This is a genomic window from Natronoarchaeum sp. GCM10025703 (assembly GCF_042661985.1).
Lineage (GTDB): Archaea > Halobacteriota > Halobacteria > Halobacteriales > Natronoarchaeaceae > Natranaeroarchaeum.
In genome coordinates this window covers 1,631,391-1,646,246 of the sequence record NZ_JBHSZF010000001.1, presented here as the reverse complement: position 1 = coordinate 1,646,246, position 14,856 = coordinate 1,631,391, and the positions used below count along the sequence as shown (strand labels likewise).

The window sequence follows — 14,856 nt, the reverse complement described above, 5'->3', positions numbered from 1 at the left end:
GTGAGCACTCAGAAGGGCCGACGGGACAGTTGCGGTCTGGTGCCCGCCCCGATAGCGAACGCGAAGCGTTCCCTGTCGGTAACGCCTGGTTCTCCATCCCCTCCGAACAACGTCTGTGTGTAGGAGATGCGGCCGACCCCGACCGACGGCGGGAGTCGCTCACAGATGACGACTGTCCGCATCGTCTCGCCGGGATCGAGTTCGACGTCGGAGCCACGCCAGTCGTCGGGGAGAAGCGTATCCGAGGGTCGAAACCGTCTCGATGGATCGTACTTCTCGCCATCAGTGCCGACGAACGTCGTGGACTGGGTGCCACGCCACCGGAACGGCCGGTCACTCGTGTTCTCGACAGTAAGATACGCGACCCGTCGTTTCGGTTGGTCGTCCTCCGTGTTCCAAGCGATGCCGTCGAGCGGGGCCTCCTCGACGAGCGAAACGAGGGTAAGCGTAGCATACTCGCCCTGTAGTCCGAGGCCGATCCCGGCACAGCACGACATCGGCGTCGCATCCGAGTGTTCGGTCACCCGTTCGTCGCCCGAAAGCCGCCAGTTCGCGTTCTGGTCTCGTATCGTCGCTCCGCCATCCGTCGCCGTCTTCGTCTGTGCCGTCGCCGAGGTAGACTGCTCCGAACCGCCCCCGCTGCGCTCCTGGATCGCCTCGTAGGCACGCTTTATCCGCAAGAACGCCTCGGTCGATCCACCCTGATCCGGATGGTGCTCTTTCAACAGCGAGCGGTACGCCGATCTAACGGTATCGAGATCGGCACCCGGGTCCAGACCGAGGACAGTGTACGGACGATCCATCGTATTTGTTCACTCGAAGCCATTACAAAAATATCTTGTGTAACCATTGGTAAAAATGATGCAGCAGCTACAACTTCGGGGAGCGCGTCTCAGCCGATTCGGGCGACGACCGCGATGCTCGCTGTGATCCGCTCTGCTCGCCGGTTCGATTTACTCCTCGATCGGCGTGTGAGTCACCGCGTATCCCTCGTCGGTATCCGTGATCTCGTCGACGGCGTAGAGACGGAGCCGCGTTTCCTGTTTCGTCGTCACCGGGAAGCCGTACTGATCCGACTCGTACTCGAAGCTCTCGCCGTCGTCAAGACGCTTCTCGACGAACTCGCGGTGGTCGTCGAGGCGCTCCCCACCGATTTCGGCCGAGAGCGCCGGCAGTTCCAGTACCTGCTCGTCGAAGAGACGAGTGAACTCCTGATCGAGTTCGTAGCCGACGGAGTTCCGGCCGGCGACCATCGCCGCGAGGCTGGTCGTGCCCGTCCCCCAGAAGGGGTCCAGCACGGTATCGCCGTAGACGCTGTACATCGAGATCAGTCGATAGGGTATCTCGAAGGGGTACGCCGCCGACCGACTCCGGAGTTCGTCCTCTTCGAGGGTTTGCGCGCGACCCCTGATGTCCGTCCAGACGTCCGAGAACCACTGATTGCGCTCCTCCCAGAAGTACGCGGCCTCGTAACGCCGGTCGGCCCCTGGCTCGAACGACCGACTGTCGGTGCCGTTGCGAAACACCAGCACGTACTCGTGTTCGAGCGTGACGTAGGCGTTCGGCGGCACCATCCCACTGCCCATGAACTTCGTCCCGGAGTTGACGGGCTTTCGCCAGAGGAGTTCGGGCAACGGCTCGAACCCCAGGTCCTCGAAGGCATCGACGATCCGCGAGTGGTTCTGGTACACTCGAAAACTGCCGTCGACTTTCCGCGTCGCGTCGCCGACGTTGATGCAGGCGATGCCCCCGTCGACGAGCACGCGCTGTGCCTCCGCCCAGACCGTGTCCAGAGCCTGATGCATCGCCTCGAAGGCCGCCTGTCCGTCGCCCTCTTCCAGCAGTTCCGCGACCTCTGGCCGTAGCTCCGCAAACAGGTCGTCCCACATCTCCACCATGGGATACGGTGGCGACGTGACGACGAGTTCGACGGAGTCGTCGTCGAGTTCGGCGAGCGTCCGGGCGTCGCCCACGACGACGCGATGACGTGTCTCCATTACCTGCTACTGGTCACCCCCAATTTATCAGGCTTTGCACGACGGGCCGACGGTGACGGCTCAGAACCGCTCGTGGATGTCCCGGCGGAACAGATCCAGTTCGGTAATCGCGCCCGGCGCGTCCTGTCCGATGGCCGTGGCGATGGCGTCCGCAACGTCGTCCGCGGAAATCGCCTCGTCGGGGTCTAGCCGCTCGACGTTGGTCGTCTCGCGCCGTTCGCGGGCGAACTCGGTCGGAACGCCGGAGGGATTGATCAACGAGACGGCGACACCGTCGGGTCCGGCGCGCCCGGCGAGGCTATGGGCGAACCCCGGAGCCACCACTTCGAGGCCGCGTAGACCGGTGTCGACGTGCTGGGGTACTTCGCCTTGAAACTGCCCAGAAACACCAGCGTACCGCCCGACTCGCGGAGCGGTTCGAGCGCGGCCCGGGCGGTGTAGAACGCCCCGTCGACGTTCGTCGCCCGGACGGCGTGATACTCCGCCAGCGGGAGGTCGTCTATCGGCTGGTTTCGTTGCTCGCCGGTGCCGGCGTTGGCGACGACGGCGTCGAGTCGGCCGAACCGCTCGACGGTGGCATCGACGAGCGACTGGACCGCGGCCGGATCAGTCACGTCGGTCGGGACGACCCGAACCTCGACGCCACGCTCTGCAGTGATTCGGTCGGCGACTGCCCGGAGGTCGCTCTCCGTCCGCGACGCGAGCACGAGGTCGTAGCCGTCGCTGGCCAGACGAGTCGCGGTCGCCGCACCGATGCCCCGACTCGCCCCGGTGATCAGCGCGACGGGATCATCTGTCGTATCCTCGTCAGCCGTCTCGCCGTCGCCCGTCATTGGGTGCCGGCAGTGAGCACCTGCTCGACACGGTCGGCCGCCGGATCGTACTCGGTATCGCGGAGTCCGGCTACCGCGTCCTTGAACGCGACGTTGTAGCTTCCTGGCCCGTGGACCTCGCCGAACGCGCCGTTCGCGGCCGCTTCACCGGCCAGACCGAACGCGACAGTCCCGGAAAGTGCGGCCTGCTCGGTGTCCGCTATCGCACCCGCGAACGTGGCGACCGACGCGCCGAGCATACAGCCAGTGCCGACGACGGTGCCCATGTCGGGATGACCGGCAGTGACCTCGTAGGCGCGTTCATCGGTCGCGACGACGTCCGTTTCGCCGGAGGCGACGACGACCGTGTCGTACTTCTGTGCGCACGCGACTGCGGTCGTCGCGATGTCGCTGTACTCGCCGACAGATTCGACGCCCCGGACGTCGGCGTCTTCCCCGGTCAGCGCGGTGATCTCGCCGTAGTTGCCCTTGATCGCGGCGACGTCGATATCGGCCGCGAGTCGCTCCGCGACGCGGTTGCGGGTGGGTGTCGCGCCGACGCCGACGGGGTCCAGCACGACCGGCACGCCGTGTTCGTTCGCGGACTCGCCCGCCTCGACCATCGTCGCCTCACCGACTTCGCTGACGGTACCCATGTTGAGCAGACAGGCCTGTGCGCCGGCGACCATATCGCCGACCTCGCGCTCGTCGTCGGACATCACCGGAAGCCCACCCCAGTGCAGGATGACCTGGGCGACGTCGTTGACCGTGACGTTGTTCGTGACGGCGTTCACCAGGGGCGACCCGTCAGCAACCGCCGCCAGGTCGGCCTCCAGATCAACCGTCATGCCGACCCCTCCATGGCGGCCTCGTCACTACGGCGGCGCTTCCCTTCGGCGACGGCCTCGGAGAGCGCCCGTGTCGCGGCCTCCGGATCGTCGGCGGCGGTGATCGCCGAGATGACGGCGACGCCGTCCGCACCCGCCTCGATCACGTCGGGCGTACGCTCGGACGTGACGCCGCCGATCCCAACGATCGGTATCTCGACCGAATCGGCGATGTCGGCGAGGACGTCCAGTCCGATCGCCTGTTCGGCCTCGTCGACGTCTTTGGAACTGGTCGCGTAGAGCGCACCGACGCCGAGATAATCGGCCCCGTTTGCTTCCGCGTCCAGGGCACCCTCGACCGTCGAGACCGATCGGCCGATAATGGCGTCGTCGCCGAGTTGCTCGCGCGCGACTGCGACTGGCAGATCGTCGTCGCCGAGGTGGACGCCATCCGCGTCGGCGGCGACAGCCACGTCGACTCGGTCGTTGACGACGAGAGTGACGCCGGCATCGGCGGTCGGTTCTCGCAGGGCCGCTGCGATCGCCAACTGGTCGGCCGCGCTACGATGTTTCTCCCGGACCTGTACGACGTCAACGCCGCCAGCGATCGCATCCTCGACGATTTCGAGAGTGCGTCGGCCCGCTGAGATGTCCTCCTGCGTTACGAGATACGTCCCGATATCTACATTCATACTACTCGGCCGTATTTCGTACCACGCGGTTTTACTACTGGCGATTGTCACGGCAGGGGCGGCAGATACAGAGGTATTCCCCAAAAATCCTATGTACTTATCCATCTCGGGTTGCTAACGAATACCAGAAATGAGTAGTAGCATATCGCAGTCGATCCGGAAGGTCGATATGGATACTCGCGTCCAGTACGCGCTGATGATCCTGTTTGGTGGGCTGTGTCTGCTCGCCGCCGTCGCACCGCTTGCCGAACTGACGCAGGTTGCGCTTGTCGGCACCCTGTTCGGGTTTACCGCCGGCCTCTGGGTGTCGCACCTGGTCGGAATCGTCCACAACGCTGTGAAAGAAAAGAATGCAAGCGTTGCCAAATCATGAGCGAAGAGTCCGTCTCCGAACACGACGAACCCGGCGCTGACGTCGAGGAGATAGAGAGTTCGTCGGTCATCGACGGGTTCGTCTTCGTCACGGGCGAGAACCCGAACGCGGGATCGTTCCTGTTGGTGGTCGGTATCGTGACCTGCGTGTTCATCGCAGCCTTCCAGTTAACGCTCCCGTCCCCGATTTCTGAACCTCCTTACTGCCGCCGTGCTGGTCGTCGCCATCATCAGTTTCCTGCTCGGAGCCATCCTCGACATGCTGGACTACTTCGACACGCCGAAACCGGAGAACTGAGCGACCGACGGATTCAGTAGTCGCCGAGGACACCCAGTCGTCTGGCCCGACGAGTCGCGTAGTGGAAGACGAGATAGCCGCCTCCCAGATAGACGACTGCAACCCCGACCAGCAGCGCGAGGTCGGCCGGATCGAACATCCAGAGTCGGGTTCCGTCGACCATCGCCTGCTGGAGCAGGGCGCTGCCGTGTGCCAGCGGGAGCAGTCGGGTCCACGGCGCGTCGAACACGGGTGCGGAGATCAGCACGATGAAGCCGAACTGCAACAGGTTGAGCCAGTTCCCGATCCGCTTGTACAGTACGGTGATTCCTCCTGCAGCGAAGCCAAGTCCGAGGACGGACGTGATCGACAGCACTGCAATGGAAACGACCGTAATCGGCTCTAACTGGAGTCGCGTCCCGGTCAACAGCAGCATCGCCGCCAGCACGATCAGCGAGGTCAGAAACGTACGGACGATCTTTGCGACGCCCTTGAGCAGGGCGACTGGCGCGAAGCCAAACGGCGTCATGATGTGTCGCTCCAGCGTGCCCCACTGGACCTCGCTCCCGATATCGTTCGATACCGACGAGTACGCGCCGACCGACAGCGTCCACAGGAAGTAGCCGACGATGATCCCCGCCAGCGAATCCGATAGCGCCTGTCCCGCCAGGAGTTGACCACCGTAGAACAGCACTCCGAAGAAGAACAGCGAGATGACGATGCCGCCGATAGCGTTCGCAGGATACCGGACGAACAACAAAAACTCGCGGTACAGCACGGCACGAGCGAGGTGGTAGTAGGTCGCCGGTCGTGGCTCATCGAGTTGGTCGTGACTGCTCTGTGCGTCGGATCTCGATTGTGAACTGCCCGACTGTGGCCCCTCCTCGGCGTCGACGGCGCCCGTCATTCCGACCCCTCCGACCGTCCGGGGAGACGAGGCCTCCCTCGTCGCCAGTCAGCGCGACGAAGACGTCCTCCAGATCCGGTTCGGCAGTGTGGAGGCCCTCTATCGTAACGCCCGCCTCGCGAAGGGCGTCGAGCAGCGTATACAGCCGCTCGCCCTGCGCTTTGACGTCGATCTGCCGACGATCACCGATCGGGACGTCACGGAGTATCTCGAACCCGTCGGCGAGGGTCGCGACGACGCTATCGTCGATGTCGCCGCTGGTGATGCGGACGACGTCCTGCTCGGCACGCGCCAGAAGCCCTCGACCGAGTCGTCCGCGACGATTCGGCCCGAGGACATCACGATAACGCGGTCGCAGACGTCTTCGATGACGCTCATGTTGTGGCTGCTCACGACGATAGTGAGTCCCTCCTCGCGGGCAAGTCTGCGGAGTTCCTCGCGAAGCGTCCGGGAGCTATCAACGTCGAGGCCAAGCGTCGGTTCGTCGAGAAAGACGAGTTCGGCACCGCCGGCGAGTACGCTCGCCAGCGACACCTTCTGTTTCATTCCCCGCGAGAGGTTGCGGACGGCGGTGTCGGCATGTTCGGCCAGGTCGAGGCGTTCGAGCAGGCGGTCGTGACGCGCCGTCACTGAGTCGGGATCGACGCCGCTGATCGTTGCGAAGTATCTGAGGTTCTCCCGGACGGTGAGCCGCCAGTAATCGTTGCGAGCGCCCTCCAGCATGGCGTCGACGTCGGCGTATGCCGCTCGACTCCCGGGGGTTACGTCCGACCCAAGGATGGAGACGGAGCCGTCGTCGGGCAGGACCATGCCGAGCGCGGACTTGATGAGCGTGGTCTTTCCGGCCCCGTTCGGGCCGAGCAGCCCCACCACCGAGCCTCGTTCGACGGTGAAACTCACGTCGTCGACCGCCAGCACGCTTCCTCGCCGGAGCCGTAGCGTTTCGAGACGCCGTCGACGACCAGTGCAGGAGCCGACTGCCCATCGGTCTCGTCGGTTGCAAACGTCTCGGTACCGCGACGGGAACTGTTCTCACTCATCCGTCCTCGATCAGTTTCAGTCACCCGCTCGGGAGGGTCTTCGGCCGCCGACGAGGTGTCTGCCATCGACTACTGGTAGGGACTCGATATGGATAAGCGACACCCGTCTCTGTCCAGAACTCTCCGGCTCAGTCGTCGTCGGTGGGCGGGGCTACGGAAGATTCGCGCGGACCACCCGCGTGCCCTTCGTGTTCGACCGCCGTCGCGAGTAGTTCGGGGAGATTGCCGGCACTTCCTCGTCGCTCACCGGGCCGTCCGCTTCGACCGCCTCTGCCGAGCGCGGGAACTCGCGCAGTTCCTTGTGGATCGCGAGGCCCGCTTTCGCACCCTGTCCCATCGCGACCGGAATCTGGTTGTGCCCCGGCGTGATGTCACCGACGGCGAAGACGCCGTCGACGCTGGTTCGGCCGTGGTCGTCGACGTCTATCGTTCCGTCGTCGGTTAGCTCACAGCCAAGCGACTCCGCGAGGGCCGTATTGTAGTCGGAGCCGTACATCGGGAAGCCGCCGCGGTACTCCCGGCGGCTACCGTCTTCGAACTCCATTGCTTCGAGCCAGCCAGTTTCGGAGTCCTTCTCGATTCCAGTTACGTCCTCGTGGATGACGTCGACAGGGTGGTTCTCCAGCATCGTTGCCGTCTCGTCGCTCCACGTCGGGTCGTCACCGCGAGTTAGCAGATCGACGTCGTCGGTGACGTTGAGCATGATCATCGCGACGTGAGCAGCCGAGTCGCCGTGACCCATCACGAACACCGGTTCGTCGACGAACATGTACGAGTCACAGTGAAGACACCAGTGAAGACCGCGGCCGGTTCGGGGGAGGGGCGGATCCGGGCGCTCGTCAGAAAAGCCGGTCGCAAGCGTCACCCGCTCGGCGACGATTTCGCTGTCGGTCGTCGACAGTCGGAACCGGTCGTCGTCGGTCCGTTCGATATCCATCACGAAACCACGCTCGAACTCGCCGCCGTAGGAGGCTACCTGTTCGCGAGCGGTTTCGAGGAACTCGTTGCCCGAAACCTCCTCGGTGACACCGATCACGTTGTGGGTGTCGGTCATCATCGCCGCCCGGCCGCCACCGCGGTCGATTACCACTGTTTCGTGTCCGAGTCGGGCACCGTATAGCGCGGTCGTTAGACCGGCCGGTCCGCCCCCGACGACTGCAAGTTCGTACACGTCGTTATCGGTCGCACTCATTGTCTTCCCAGCGGATATATTCGTATAAACCTGCGCTCTCCGGCACGCTGTCGGGAGAGAATCCCAGCGGTCGTCGCTCGAAGGTTCTGGCCATAGCGACGGAGAGAACCGCACCTCGGCGGTAACTACAAATCCGATTAGTCACTAGCAGGCGTATGACAATTCTCGTCGCAGTTGCCGACGACGAGGTCTCTACGGCGGTCGTCGACGTCGCCTGCAAACTCGGGGCAGGGTTCGACGAGGACCTGTACGTGGTACACCTCACTGACAACGAGTACGCGAACGCACACGAACGGCGGATCCGGGACGACGTCCGCGAGCAGTTCGAGGACAGGGACGTGGCCTTCGACGTGGGGATCGAGTACGTCAATCGGAACGGATTTCGATCGAGCGGTGCCATAGGTCGTCAGCTAATCGACCTCGCGGAGGACGTCACCATCGATCACATCGTCATCGGTCACCGCTCGAAGTCCTGGCTCGGAGAGGTCAGGAAAGGACACACCGGACTCGTCGTCGCGGATGGGGCCCAGGTTCCCGTGACCATCGTCCCGGCGGATCTGGATCGGTCGGCGTTATAATCGCGGTTACTCGTCGATGGTCAGTCCTCGACCGACGGACTCTCCACGACAACCGTCGCGAGGTCAGAATAGTGCATCGCAACCGTCGCGTCGACGTCTTCTTCGTCGAAATCGAGGCGGTCGAACTCCGAGACAACGTCGGCCTCCGATTCGCCACCCTGCTCGAACGGATGAATGTCGTAATCCCAAGCGGTGTAGCGGAACCGGACGTCCGAGCGCTCCTCGGGGTTCCACAGCACGATGCGCTCCTCGCCGTCGTGATCGAGGCGGTCCATCCCGGCACCCGTGAGCGTCTCGAAGAACGCCCGTTTCTGTGAGGCGGACATGACCTGCAGGTAGTCCGCGACCCACGACAGATCGTCCGTGTCGAAGGTCTCTTCGAGCAACTGATCTTTCGCACTGACCGGCATCTCGCAGTGGTGCAAGATCCGCTCGACGTGTTCGTCGGTTCGGTCACGGCGTGAGACGAGCGAGTCGTCCTCAGTATCGAGGCTGATCGTCACGCCGTCAGTAACCGCGACGGCTGGCAGTTCGACTGCGAGCGTCGCCTCCTCGGCGATATAGTTCGTCTCGATACTCCCGTCGCCAGCCTGCTCACCGTCCAACGAAACCGACACGCTGTCCGGGTCGACGACGCCGCGGAACGCCACCTCGTACTCCCGTTCGTCGGGGACGAGCGAGCGGTCCCCCTCGGCCGGGTCGATTTCGAACTGCAGGCGGTCGCCCTGATACTGCTGCGTGAGTGTCGTCGTGACGAATGCGCCGTCCCGATGGTCGAGCGAAGTACCGTCGTCCTCGTAGAGTTCGAACTCGTTGTCGTCGCCGGGAAAGGCGACGATCCGCAGTCGCTTGGGGGTGTCGACATCCCCCGACCCGACGTCCGGATCGGTCGGAACGATTGCGCCGGCTTTCGCGTACACCGGCAGGTCCTGGAGGTCGCCGTAGCGAGCGTGCCAGCGGTCGCCATCGTACTGTTCACCGGAGAAGACGTCGAACCACTCGCCCTCGGGAAGCCAGACGGAGCGCCGGGCGAGGTGGGTGTCGTCGTCGCGCTCGCTGAGATGCGGAGCAACGACGAGTTCGCTCCCGAAGTAGTACTGATGAGGCGTCGTGTAGGCCGCTTCCGCCTCGGGATGGTGGAAGTACATCGGCCTGACGAGCGGGACGCTCTCGGTGTGGTCGCGCCACGCCATCGTGTAGAGGTAGGGCACGAGCGCATGGCGCAGTCGGAGCGCATCCGCCAGCGCGGCGAAGACGTCGCCGCCGAACTCCCAGGGCCGTTTGTCCACGGATGGGGACTGGGTCGTATGGATCCGATTGATCGGGTTGAACGCGCCGAACTGGGTCCATCGAGTGTACAGTTCGCCGAACCCATCCGGGTCGCCCGTACCGCCCATGTGGCCACCGATGTCGTGGCTCCACCAGCCGAAATCTACGTTCGCCGACCGCGCGGTCAGGTGTGGCTGGAACCGCAACGAGTCCCACGAGATGATCGTGTCGCCGGAAAACCCGATCGGATAGCGATGGCCGCCGAGTTCGGGCCAGCGCGAGAGAATGAAGGGGCGCTTGCCGTCCCGCGTCCGGTCGAGCGCGTGGAGATGGTTGAGCGCCCACATCGGGTCGAGGCCCTCCATCTCCGGCGCTTCCTCCCACTGTTGCCAGTCGATCCACCAGAAGTCGATTCCCTCCTCATCCTCCATCGGATCGATGAGGTAGTCGAAATAGCCCCGGAGGAACTCCGGATCGGAGGCGTCGAACGGTATCGGCTCCTCGCTCTCGGGGTCGATACCGACGAATTCGGCGAACTCCTCGTACTGGTCCTCGTGCGGATGGACGCCATCGGCGGGGTGCAGATTGAGCGAGGTCTTCACGTCCTGCTCGTGGAGCCAGTCCACGAACCCCCGGGGTCCGGGAAGGACTCGTCGTCCCACGTCCACCCGGTCCAGCCGTTGTGATGGGGGTTGTCGACGACGTGCCAGTCCATATCGATCATACAGACCGAGAGCGGCAGGTCGTACTCCTGGAACCCCTCGACGCGCTGGCGAAGTTCGTCCTGAGAGTAGTCCCAGTAGCGACTCCACCAGTTGCCCAGCGCCCAGCGGGGAAGCATCGGCGCCTCGCCCGTGATATCGGTGTAGGCGCTCAGACACGCCTCGAAGTCGGTGTCGTAGCCGAAGAAGTACAGGTCCTCGTAGCCGGCGGCGGCCTCTCTGTGCGTTACCCAGCCCTCGTCGTCGAAGACGAGTCTGTCGGTGTCGTCCACGACGGCCCAGCCATCACGCGAGAGCAGACCGTCCTCGAGTTCCGCCGGCCCGTCGACCATGTCCAGCGTCCGGAGCGCCCCGCCGAGGTTCTCCTCCTCGTCGTCGTACGACCAGACGGTCCCGTCGGCGAGTTCGATCGAGATCGTCTCCCCCGTGAAGCCGTCGCCATACTCGTACTCGAGCGTGAGGTGGTCGGTCTCGATACGGAGCCGTTCGTCCGTCTTCTCGACGTCGAACTCGGGGACTGGCTGGTCCCGATACCAGACGAGCTGGCTCGGCCGGTCCTCGAAGGTCTCGTTGGGGTCGTGTTCGAGCCGTACGAGACGTGAAGAGAGCACGGTAAATCGGCAGTTCGGCCCTGTGACGACTGAAGCGTCGTCCGCCACTGGCTCGAAATCCGGGACGTGGTACTCCTGTAAGTCCATGTTTTTGAGCCACTCGACTACAGGTGATAAATGATAGTGATTAGTTCCAGAGATCGCACACGGGCTTCCCGACGCCCGGTAGAATCAGGATGGTACGACAGTCCGTTTAGTCGGTCGTTGAATACCTGAGGCCTGCTCTCCGGATCCACGGCTGGATCGGGAGACCGCCTGACAGAGAATTTAGCTACGCCAGTCGTAGGTCGGCGTCGATCCGACGCCCGACCGCTGGGCCGGCGACGTGAACGTGCGATTGCTCCCGCTCTCCCACGTTACCGTGCCGTCGTCGGCAATCTTGACAAACTTGAACTCCAGGTTGGTGTCTGTCGGCACGCCCACCGGCAGGAACCACTCGGGGTAGTTCGGGTTGTGCATTGCTTCGGGCGCTTCTGCCGGGTCCCAGTCGCCGAGTTCGGGGACGTTGCCGACAACGTGGATGTTCTCGCCGGGATCCGTTTGGGCGTTGACGTGGAACACGACCTGGGTTTGCGGCCCCGAGAGGAGCGAGAAAGCCAACTCGTTGCTCGTCTGGCCATCGCGGGATGCCGTCACGGCAACATCTCCCGGGGTCGCGTTCGGCACGACAACTTCGACGTGATTCTCCGATCCGTCGACGACGGTTGCGTCTACACCGCCGAACTGGACGGACACGTCGGTGCCGAGTCCGTCGCCGTAGAGGTAGACCGTCTGACCGGCCGATCCCATCGTGCTGACGAGTGTCCCCAGTCGCGGCGTCGTCGGAGAAGTCGTCGGCGTCGATGCCCAGACGTTGACTTCGCCCCCACCGAGCGTGAACGAGTCGAGCGTCCCGCCGGAGGCGTTGATCGAGCCGCCGCCGAGGAGGTTGTCAGCTCGTCGCCATATGTTCCGTCGGGAAGTTCGGTGCTGACCGAGGGGACCGCTTCCGATTGGTCCGGTTGGCGGTTGATCGCCACGACGACGTCGTGGTCGTAGAACGACCGCTCGAAGACGATGACGTCGTCGGAGTCGTGTCGGATGAACGTCTGACCGTACGCGAGCCCCAGATTGTCCTTCCGGAGCGAGGACAGTTTGGAGATCACGTTGTATGCCGTGGACGTTTTGTCGAAGGAGTAATCGGCCTCCATATAGACACGACCCTCGTTCGGGCTGTCGCCGTCCGGATCGACGTACTGCTCGGTTCCGTAGTAGATTTTGGGCGTCCCGCGAACCGTCATCACCGCTGCGAGAGCCGCGTTGTACACTGCATCGTTCTGCTGTTTGAGTCGGAACCGGCCGACGTCGTGGTTGTCGACGAAGTTGATCGCCTGATGTTCGTGGGTATAGTCGTCAGTCGTGTCGATCAGCATCTGCCCGAACTCGGTCATCGTCGCGGAGAAGTCCCCGAAGACGCTGGTTTGGGCGCGCATATACTCGAAGTCGAGGTTGTTGATTCCCGTTCTATCCGGGAACGATGTATACTCGTCGTACTTCGGATCCGGACGGGAAATGAAGAACTCCCCGAAGTGCGTTACTGGGCCACCAGCATCGCCGTCGATCGCATCTTTGAGAACGCGAGCGAAGGCCGGGTTCATATGTAGCGTCGCGTCGTGGCGGAACCCGTCGATACCTTTCCCCTTCCAGAAGTGTGCGGCATCGATCAGGTGAGAGACCGGATCGGCGTACTCGTGATTGAAGTCCGCGAGCGACGCCAGATCGTTGTACCGATACGCGAACCGCGAGCTATCGCCGCTTTCGGGGTCCCCGAGGTTGTGGAACCAGTCGGCGTTATCGCCGTGTGGATCGGCCAAAAGGTTCGAGCCGACCGCGTTGCCCTCCGAGTCGAAGACGTAGTCCCCGTTGCTGTCCTTATCCGGTTCGTACAGCCGCCCGTGCTCTGCTTGGTAGTTTCGCGTTGGGTTCTGCCATCGGCTGGTGTGGTTCGAGACGAAGTCGACGACCAGTTTGATGCCGTTGTTGTGGAGGGCGTCACGCATGGCCTCGAAGTCTCCCATGTCGCCAAAGAACCGGTGGGGCGAGAAGTAGTTCTTCGCGTGATAGCCGTGATAGCTCGTCCAGACGTCGACCGTCCCGTCGTCCTGATCGTCCTCGATCCGTTCCTCTCGGTTCTGGTTCGGGGCCGAGATCCACACCGCGGAGATGCCCATATCGACGAGATACGGGATCCGGTCGATGATACCCTGCCAGTCGCCGCCCTGGTAGAGTTTCAGATCCTGTCCCGTCCCGTCGACCAGGCTACTGTCGAAGTCCGAGAAATCATTGTTGTTCGGATCTCCGTCACTGAACCGGTCGACGAGGATCTGGTAGACGGTGTCGTGAGGTGTTACCGGTCCGAGACGCTCACCGTCCGAAACCACGGTGTTGGTGCCTGCGCTCACCGTCCCCGACATACCAGCACCGACTGCTGCCGCACCGATCCCTTTGAGTACTGTACGTCTGGTCCCCGTGAACTCGTGTCGCTCTGACATGGCTGATTACCACCTAACAGTGATATGGTAAAACTTCTTCGATATGTATGGAAATAAGATGTAGAATTACATATCAATTATTACGTTTTCAGAGCAGATCAAAAACCAAATAAATTGATTTTAGCAACTTAATCGAGATACACAACTGTTGTTGAAAATATCTCTGTTGACACTACCTTTTGCAAGTATAAGAAGTTGATAATTTCTTGACAGGGTGTCACCCCCGGACTGGGGGTGAAAACGATACTCTAGCGATCGCCAGTAAAACTATATGATACTCACCAACCAGCCTGAAAGCAAGTCGCGTCGACGGCGTCGGCTACTGAACGGCCTCGGTCACGTTAGATATAACTGACACAAATTAGACTATCAAAAAACGCCTCGGAGAGGTTTGAGTACGCGAAATGATCTTTGGTAGAATATTTGTATAGTTTATTTTATATAGTCCCGGGCGGATTCAGAACCGCCGTCGTGGGCTCACTTCCGTGACGGCCGTAACCGAACACGTCCAAAGGCCCATATGATTGGCCACTACACCACGGGACTAAACCGCGTTTGCGCTAACCGCCCACGATTTCTACGACTTATTCGCAGTACCGTGTTAGCGAATCGGATATTCTGCTCGTTGGCATAATAGTCTTACTTTTCTGTTTCTGCCGATACCATGATCGAGGCTTCCTCGGCGAGTCGGTGACAGCTACGACAAAGAGTAATTAGATTTTCCAGTGAGTGTGCCTCAGCAGGTGCTTCTGAATTCTCGTACTGGCTTCTGATGATGAACATCCGGATTCTGTCCAAGGCTTTCTTCACCTTTTCCGCAATTCTGACACTCGTAGTTGTCCCGTTCGAGTGCAGTACGTCTCATCCTCCACCAAGATTGACCGTAGTTGATAGCCCCACCACACCATTGATGATGCGCTTCTCCGATTATATTGTCCGAGAGCCAATCGCCATAACATTCGAGATCGCAAAACGGCCCCCGTTTCGCTTCCTCAAGTTCTGATGCGTAGCGGGAGAGTTCTGCGCTAC

15 protein-coding genes, 1 tRNA gene and 2 pseudogenes are annotated in these 14,856 nt (G+C 62.2%); 3 read left to right on the top strand and 15 right to left on the bottom strand.

All coding sequences use genetic code 11. The annotated features are described in order from the left end of the window. Positions 1–8: 8 nt before the first annotated feature. From ACFQH2_RS09245 to thiE, 6 genes are all read right to left on the bottom strand, one after another. A complete protein-coding gene (locus tag ACFQH2_RS09245) occupies positions 9–803 on the bottom strand; it encodes a J domain-containing protein (protein ID WP_377052952.1) in 795 nt (264 codons plus the stop codon). Between the two features lie 150 nt (positions 804–953). Further along, positions 954–1,997: a DNA-methyltransferase gene (locus ACFQH2_RS09240; RefSeq protein WP_377052950.1), complete on the bottom strand. Its 1,044-nt coding sequence runs from the start codon at positions 1,995–1,997 to the stop codon at positions 954–956. Between the two features lie 60 nt (positions 1,998–2,057). Further along, complete coding sequence (locus tag ACFQH2_RS09235; RefSeq protein ID WP_377076659.1) at positions 2,058–2,255, bottom strand: hypothetical protein; 198 nt, start codon at positions 2,253–2,255, stop codon at positions 2,058–2,060. Further along, on the bottom strand, positions 2,252–2,830 hold the full coding sequence (locus ACFQH2_RS09230; RefSeq protein ID WP_377076658.1) for an SDR family oxidoreductase: 579 nt from the start codon (positions 2,828–2,830) through the stop codon (positions 2,252–2,254). The genes ACFQH2_RS09235 and ACFQH2_RS09230 overlap by 4 nt, the downstream gene beginning before the upstream one ends. Then, positions 2,827–3,657, bottom strand: a complete 831-nt coding sequence (thiM, locus tag ACFQH2_RS09225) for a hydroxyethylthiazole kinase (protein WP_377052946.1) — start codon at positions 3,655–3,657, stop codon at positions 2,827–2,829. Before thiM ends, ACFQH2_RS09230 begins: the two co-directional genes overlap by 4 nt. After that, positions 3,654–4,328 carry a thiamine phosphate synthase gene (thiE, locus tag ACFQH2_RS09220; RefSeq protein WP_377052944.1) on the bottom strand — a complete coding sequence of 225 codons (675 nt, stop codon included), beginning with the start codon at positions 4,326–4,328 and terminating at the stop codon, positions 3,654–3,656. The genes thiM and thiE overlap by 4 nt, the downstream gene beginning before the upstream one ends. A 130-nt stretch (positions 4,329–4,458) precedes the next feature. Here thiE and ACFQH2_RS09215 point away from each other — a divergent pair, with 130 nt between their 5' ends. Then, positions 4,459–4,701 (top strand): hypothetical protein, encoded by a 243-nt coding sequence (locus ACFQH2_RS09215; protein ID WP_377052942.1) that lies wholly within the window; start codon positions 4,459–4,461, stop codon positions 4,699–4,701. After that, positions 4,698–5,018, top strand: a complete 321-nt coding sequence (locus ACFQH2_RS09210) for a hypothetical protein (RefSeq protein ID WP_377076657.1) — start codon at positions 4,698–4,700, stop codon at positions 5,016–5,018. Before ACFQH2_RS09215 ends, ACFQH2_RS09210 begins: the two co-directional genes overlap by 4 nt. Here ACFQH2_RS09210 and ACFQH2_RS09205 read toward each other — a convergent pair. The 3 genes and pseudogenes from ACFQH2_RS09205 to ACFQH2_RS09195 all read right to left on the bottom strand — a co-directional run bounded on the left by ACFQH2_RS09205 (position 5,012) and on the right by ACFQH2_RS09195 (position 8,116). After that, entirely contained in the window at positions 5,012–5,884 is an 873-nt protein-coding gene (locus ACFQH2_RS09205; protein WP_377052938.1) for an ABC transporter permease, read from the bottom strand. The two genes, ACFQH2_RS09210 and ACFQH2_RS09205, sit on opposite strands and share 7 nt — an antisense overlap. A 31-nt stretch (positions 5,885–5,915) precedes the next feature. Then, positions 5,916–6,990, bottom strand: a pseudogene (locus tag ACFQH2_RS09200) (ABC transporter ATP-binding protein); the annotation flags it as partial. An 85-nt stretch (positions 6,991–7,075) separates the two neighbouring features. Beyond that, positions 7,076–8,116 carry an NAD(P)/FAD-dependent oxidoreductase gene (locus ACFQH2_RS09195; RefSeq protein WP_377076656.1) on the bottom strand — a complete coding sequence of 347 codons (1,041 nt, stop codon included), beginning with the start codon at positions 8,114–8,116 and terminating at the stop codon, positions 7,076–7,078. Positions 8,117–8,271: 155 nt separating this feature from the next. On the opposite strand from ACFQH2_RS09195, the gene ACFQH2_RS09190 reads away from it, so the two are divergent. After that, positions 8,272–8,694: a universal stress protein gene (locus ACFQH2_RS09190; protein ID WP_377052932.1), complete on the top strand. Its 423-nt coding sequence runs from the start codon at positions 8,272–8,274 to the stop codon at positions 8,692–8,694. Positions 8,695–8,714: 20 nt separating this feature from the next. Here ACFQH2_RS09190 and ACFQH2_RS09185 read toward each other — a convergent pair whose 3' ends face one another. From ACFQH2_RS09185 to ACFQH2_RS09160, 6 genes and pseudogenes are all read right to left on the bottom strand, one after another. Next, entirely contained in the window at positions 8,715–9,887 is a 1,173-nt protein-coding gene (locus ACFQH2_RS09185; RefSeq protein ID WP_377076982.1) for a DUF5110 domain-containing protein, read from the bottom strand. A gap of 57 nt (positions 9,888–9,944) precedes the next feature. Next, positions 9,945–10,804: pseudogene (locus ACFQH2_RS09180) on the bottom strand (TIM-barrel domain-containing protein); the annotation flags it as partial. Positions 10,805–11,563: 759 nt separating this feature from the next. After that, a complete protein-coding gene (locus tag ACFQH2_RS09175) occupies positions 11,564–12,085 on the bottom strand; it encodes a carbohydrate-binding module family 20 domain-containing protein (protein ID WP_377076655.1) in 522 nt (173 codons plus the stop codon). Beyond that, the gene (locus tag ACFQH2_RS09170; RefSeq protein WP_377076654.1) at positions 12,007–13,827 is read right to left on the bottom strand and encodes an alpha-amylase family glycosyl hydrolase; all 1,821 of its coding nucleotides are present in this window, start codon (positions 13,825–13,827) and stop codon (positions 12,007–12,009) included. The genes ACFQH2_RS09175 and ACFQH2_RS09170 overlap by 79 nt, the downstream gene beginning before the upstream one ends. Before the next feature lie 442 nt (positions 13,828–14,269). Then, positions 14,270–14,373: transfer RNA gene (locus ACFQH2_RS09165), tRNA-Gln, on the bottom strand. Between the two features lie 93 nt (positions 14,374–14,466). Beyond that, entirely contained in the window at positions 14,467–14,610 is a 144-nt protein-coding gene (locus tag ACFQH2_RS09160) for an HNH endonuclease (RefSeq protein WP_377076981.1), read from the bottom strand. Between the last annotated feature and the right edge of the window lie 246 nt (positions 14,611–14,856).

What these genes read in the sequence shown, in the direction of transcription:
- ACFQH2_RS09245 (WP_377052952.1), bottom strand. Translation starts at nt 803, where the DNA reads ATGGATCGTCCGTACACTGTCCTCGGTCTGGACCCGGGTGCCGATCTC.
- ACFQH2_RS09195 (WP_377076656.1), bottom strand. Translation starts at nt 8,116, where the DNA reads ATGAGTGCGACCGATAACGACGTGTACGAACTTGCAGTCGTCGGGGGC.
- ACFQH2_RS09190 (WP_377052932.1), top strand. Translation starts at nt 8,272, where the DNA reads ATGACAATTCTCGTCGCAGTTGCCGACGACGAGGTCTCTACGGCGGTC.
- ACFQH2_RS09160 (WP_377076981.1), bottom strand. Translation starts at nt 14,610, where the DNA reads ATGTTCATCATCAGAAGCCAGTACGAGAATTCAGAAGCACCTGCTGAG.
- thiM (WP_377052946.1), bottom strand. Translation starts at nt 3,657, where the DNA reads ATGACGGTTGATCTGGAGGCCGACCTGGCGGCGGTTGCTGACGGGTCG.
- ACFQH2_RS09230 (WP_377076658.1), bottom strand. Translation starts at nt 2,830, where the DNA reads ATGACGGGCGACGGCGAGACGGCTGACGAGGATACGACAGATGATCCC.
- ACFQH2_RS09185 (WP_377076982.1), bottom strand. Translation starts at nt 9,887, where the DNA reads ATGGCGTGGCGCGACCACACCGAGAGCGTCCCGCTCGTCAGGCCGATG.
- ACFQH2_RS09210 (WP_377076657.1), top strand. Translation starts at nt 4,698, where the DNA reads ATGAGCGAAGAGTCCGTCTCCGAACACGACGAACCCGGCGCTGACGTC.
- ACFQH2_RS09170 (WP_377076654.1), bottom strand. Translation starts at nt 13,827, where the DNA reads ATGTCAGAGCGACACGAGTTCACGGGGACCAGACGTACAGTACTCAAA.
- ACFQH2_RS09215 (WP_377052942.1), top strand. Translation starts at nt 4,459, where the DNA reads ATGAGTAGTAGCATATCGCAGTCGATCCGGAAGGTCGATATGGATACT.
- ACFQH2_RS09175 (WP_377076655.1), bottom strand. Translation starts at nt 12,085, where the DNA reads ATGGGATCGGCCGGTCAGACGGTCTACCTCTACGGCGACGGACTCGGC.
- ACFQH2_RS09240 (WP_377052950.1), bottom strand. Translation starts at nt 1,997, where the DNA reads ATGGAGACACGTCATCGCGTCGTCGTGGGCGACGCCCGGACGCTCGCC.
- thiE (WP_377052944.1), bottom strand. Translation starts at nt 4,328, where the DNA reads ATGAATGTAGATATCGGGACGTATCTCGTAACGCAGGAGGACATCTCA.
- ACFQH2_RS09205 (WP_377052938.1), bottom strand. Translation starts at nt 5,884, where the DNA reads ATGACGGGCGCCGTCGACGCCGAGGAGGGGCCACAGTCGGGCAGTTCA.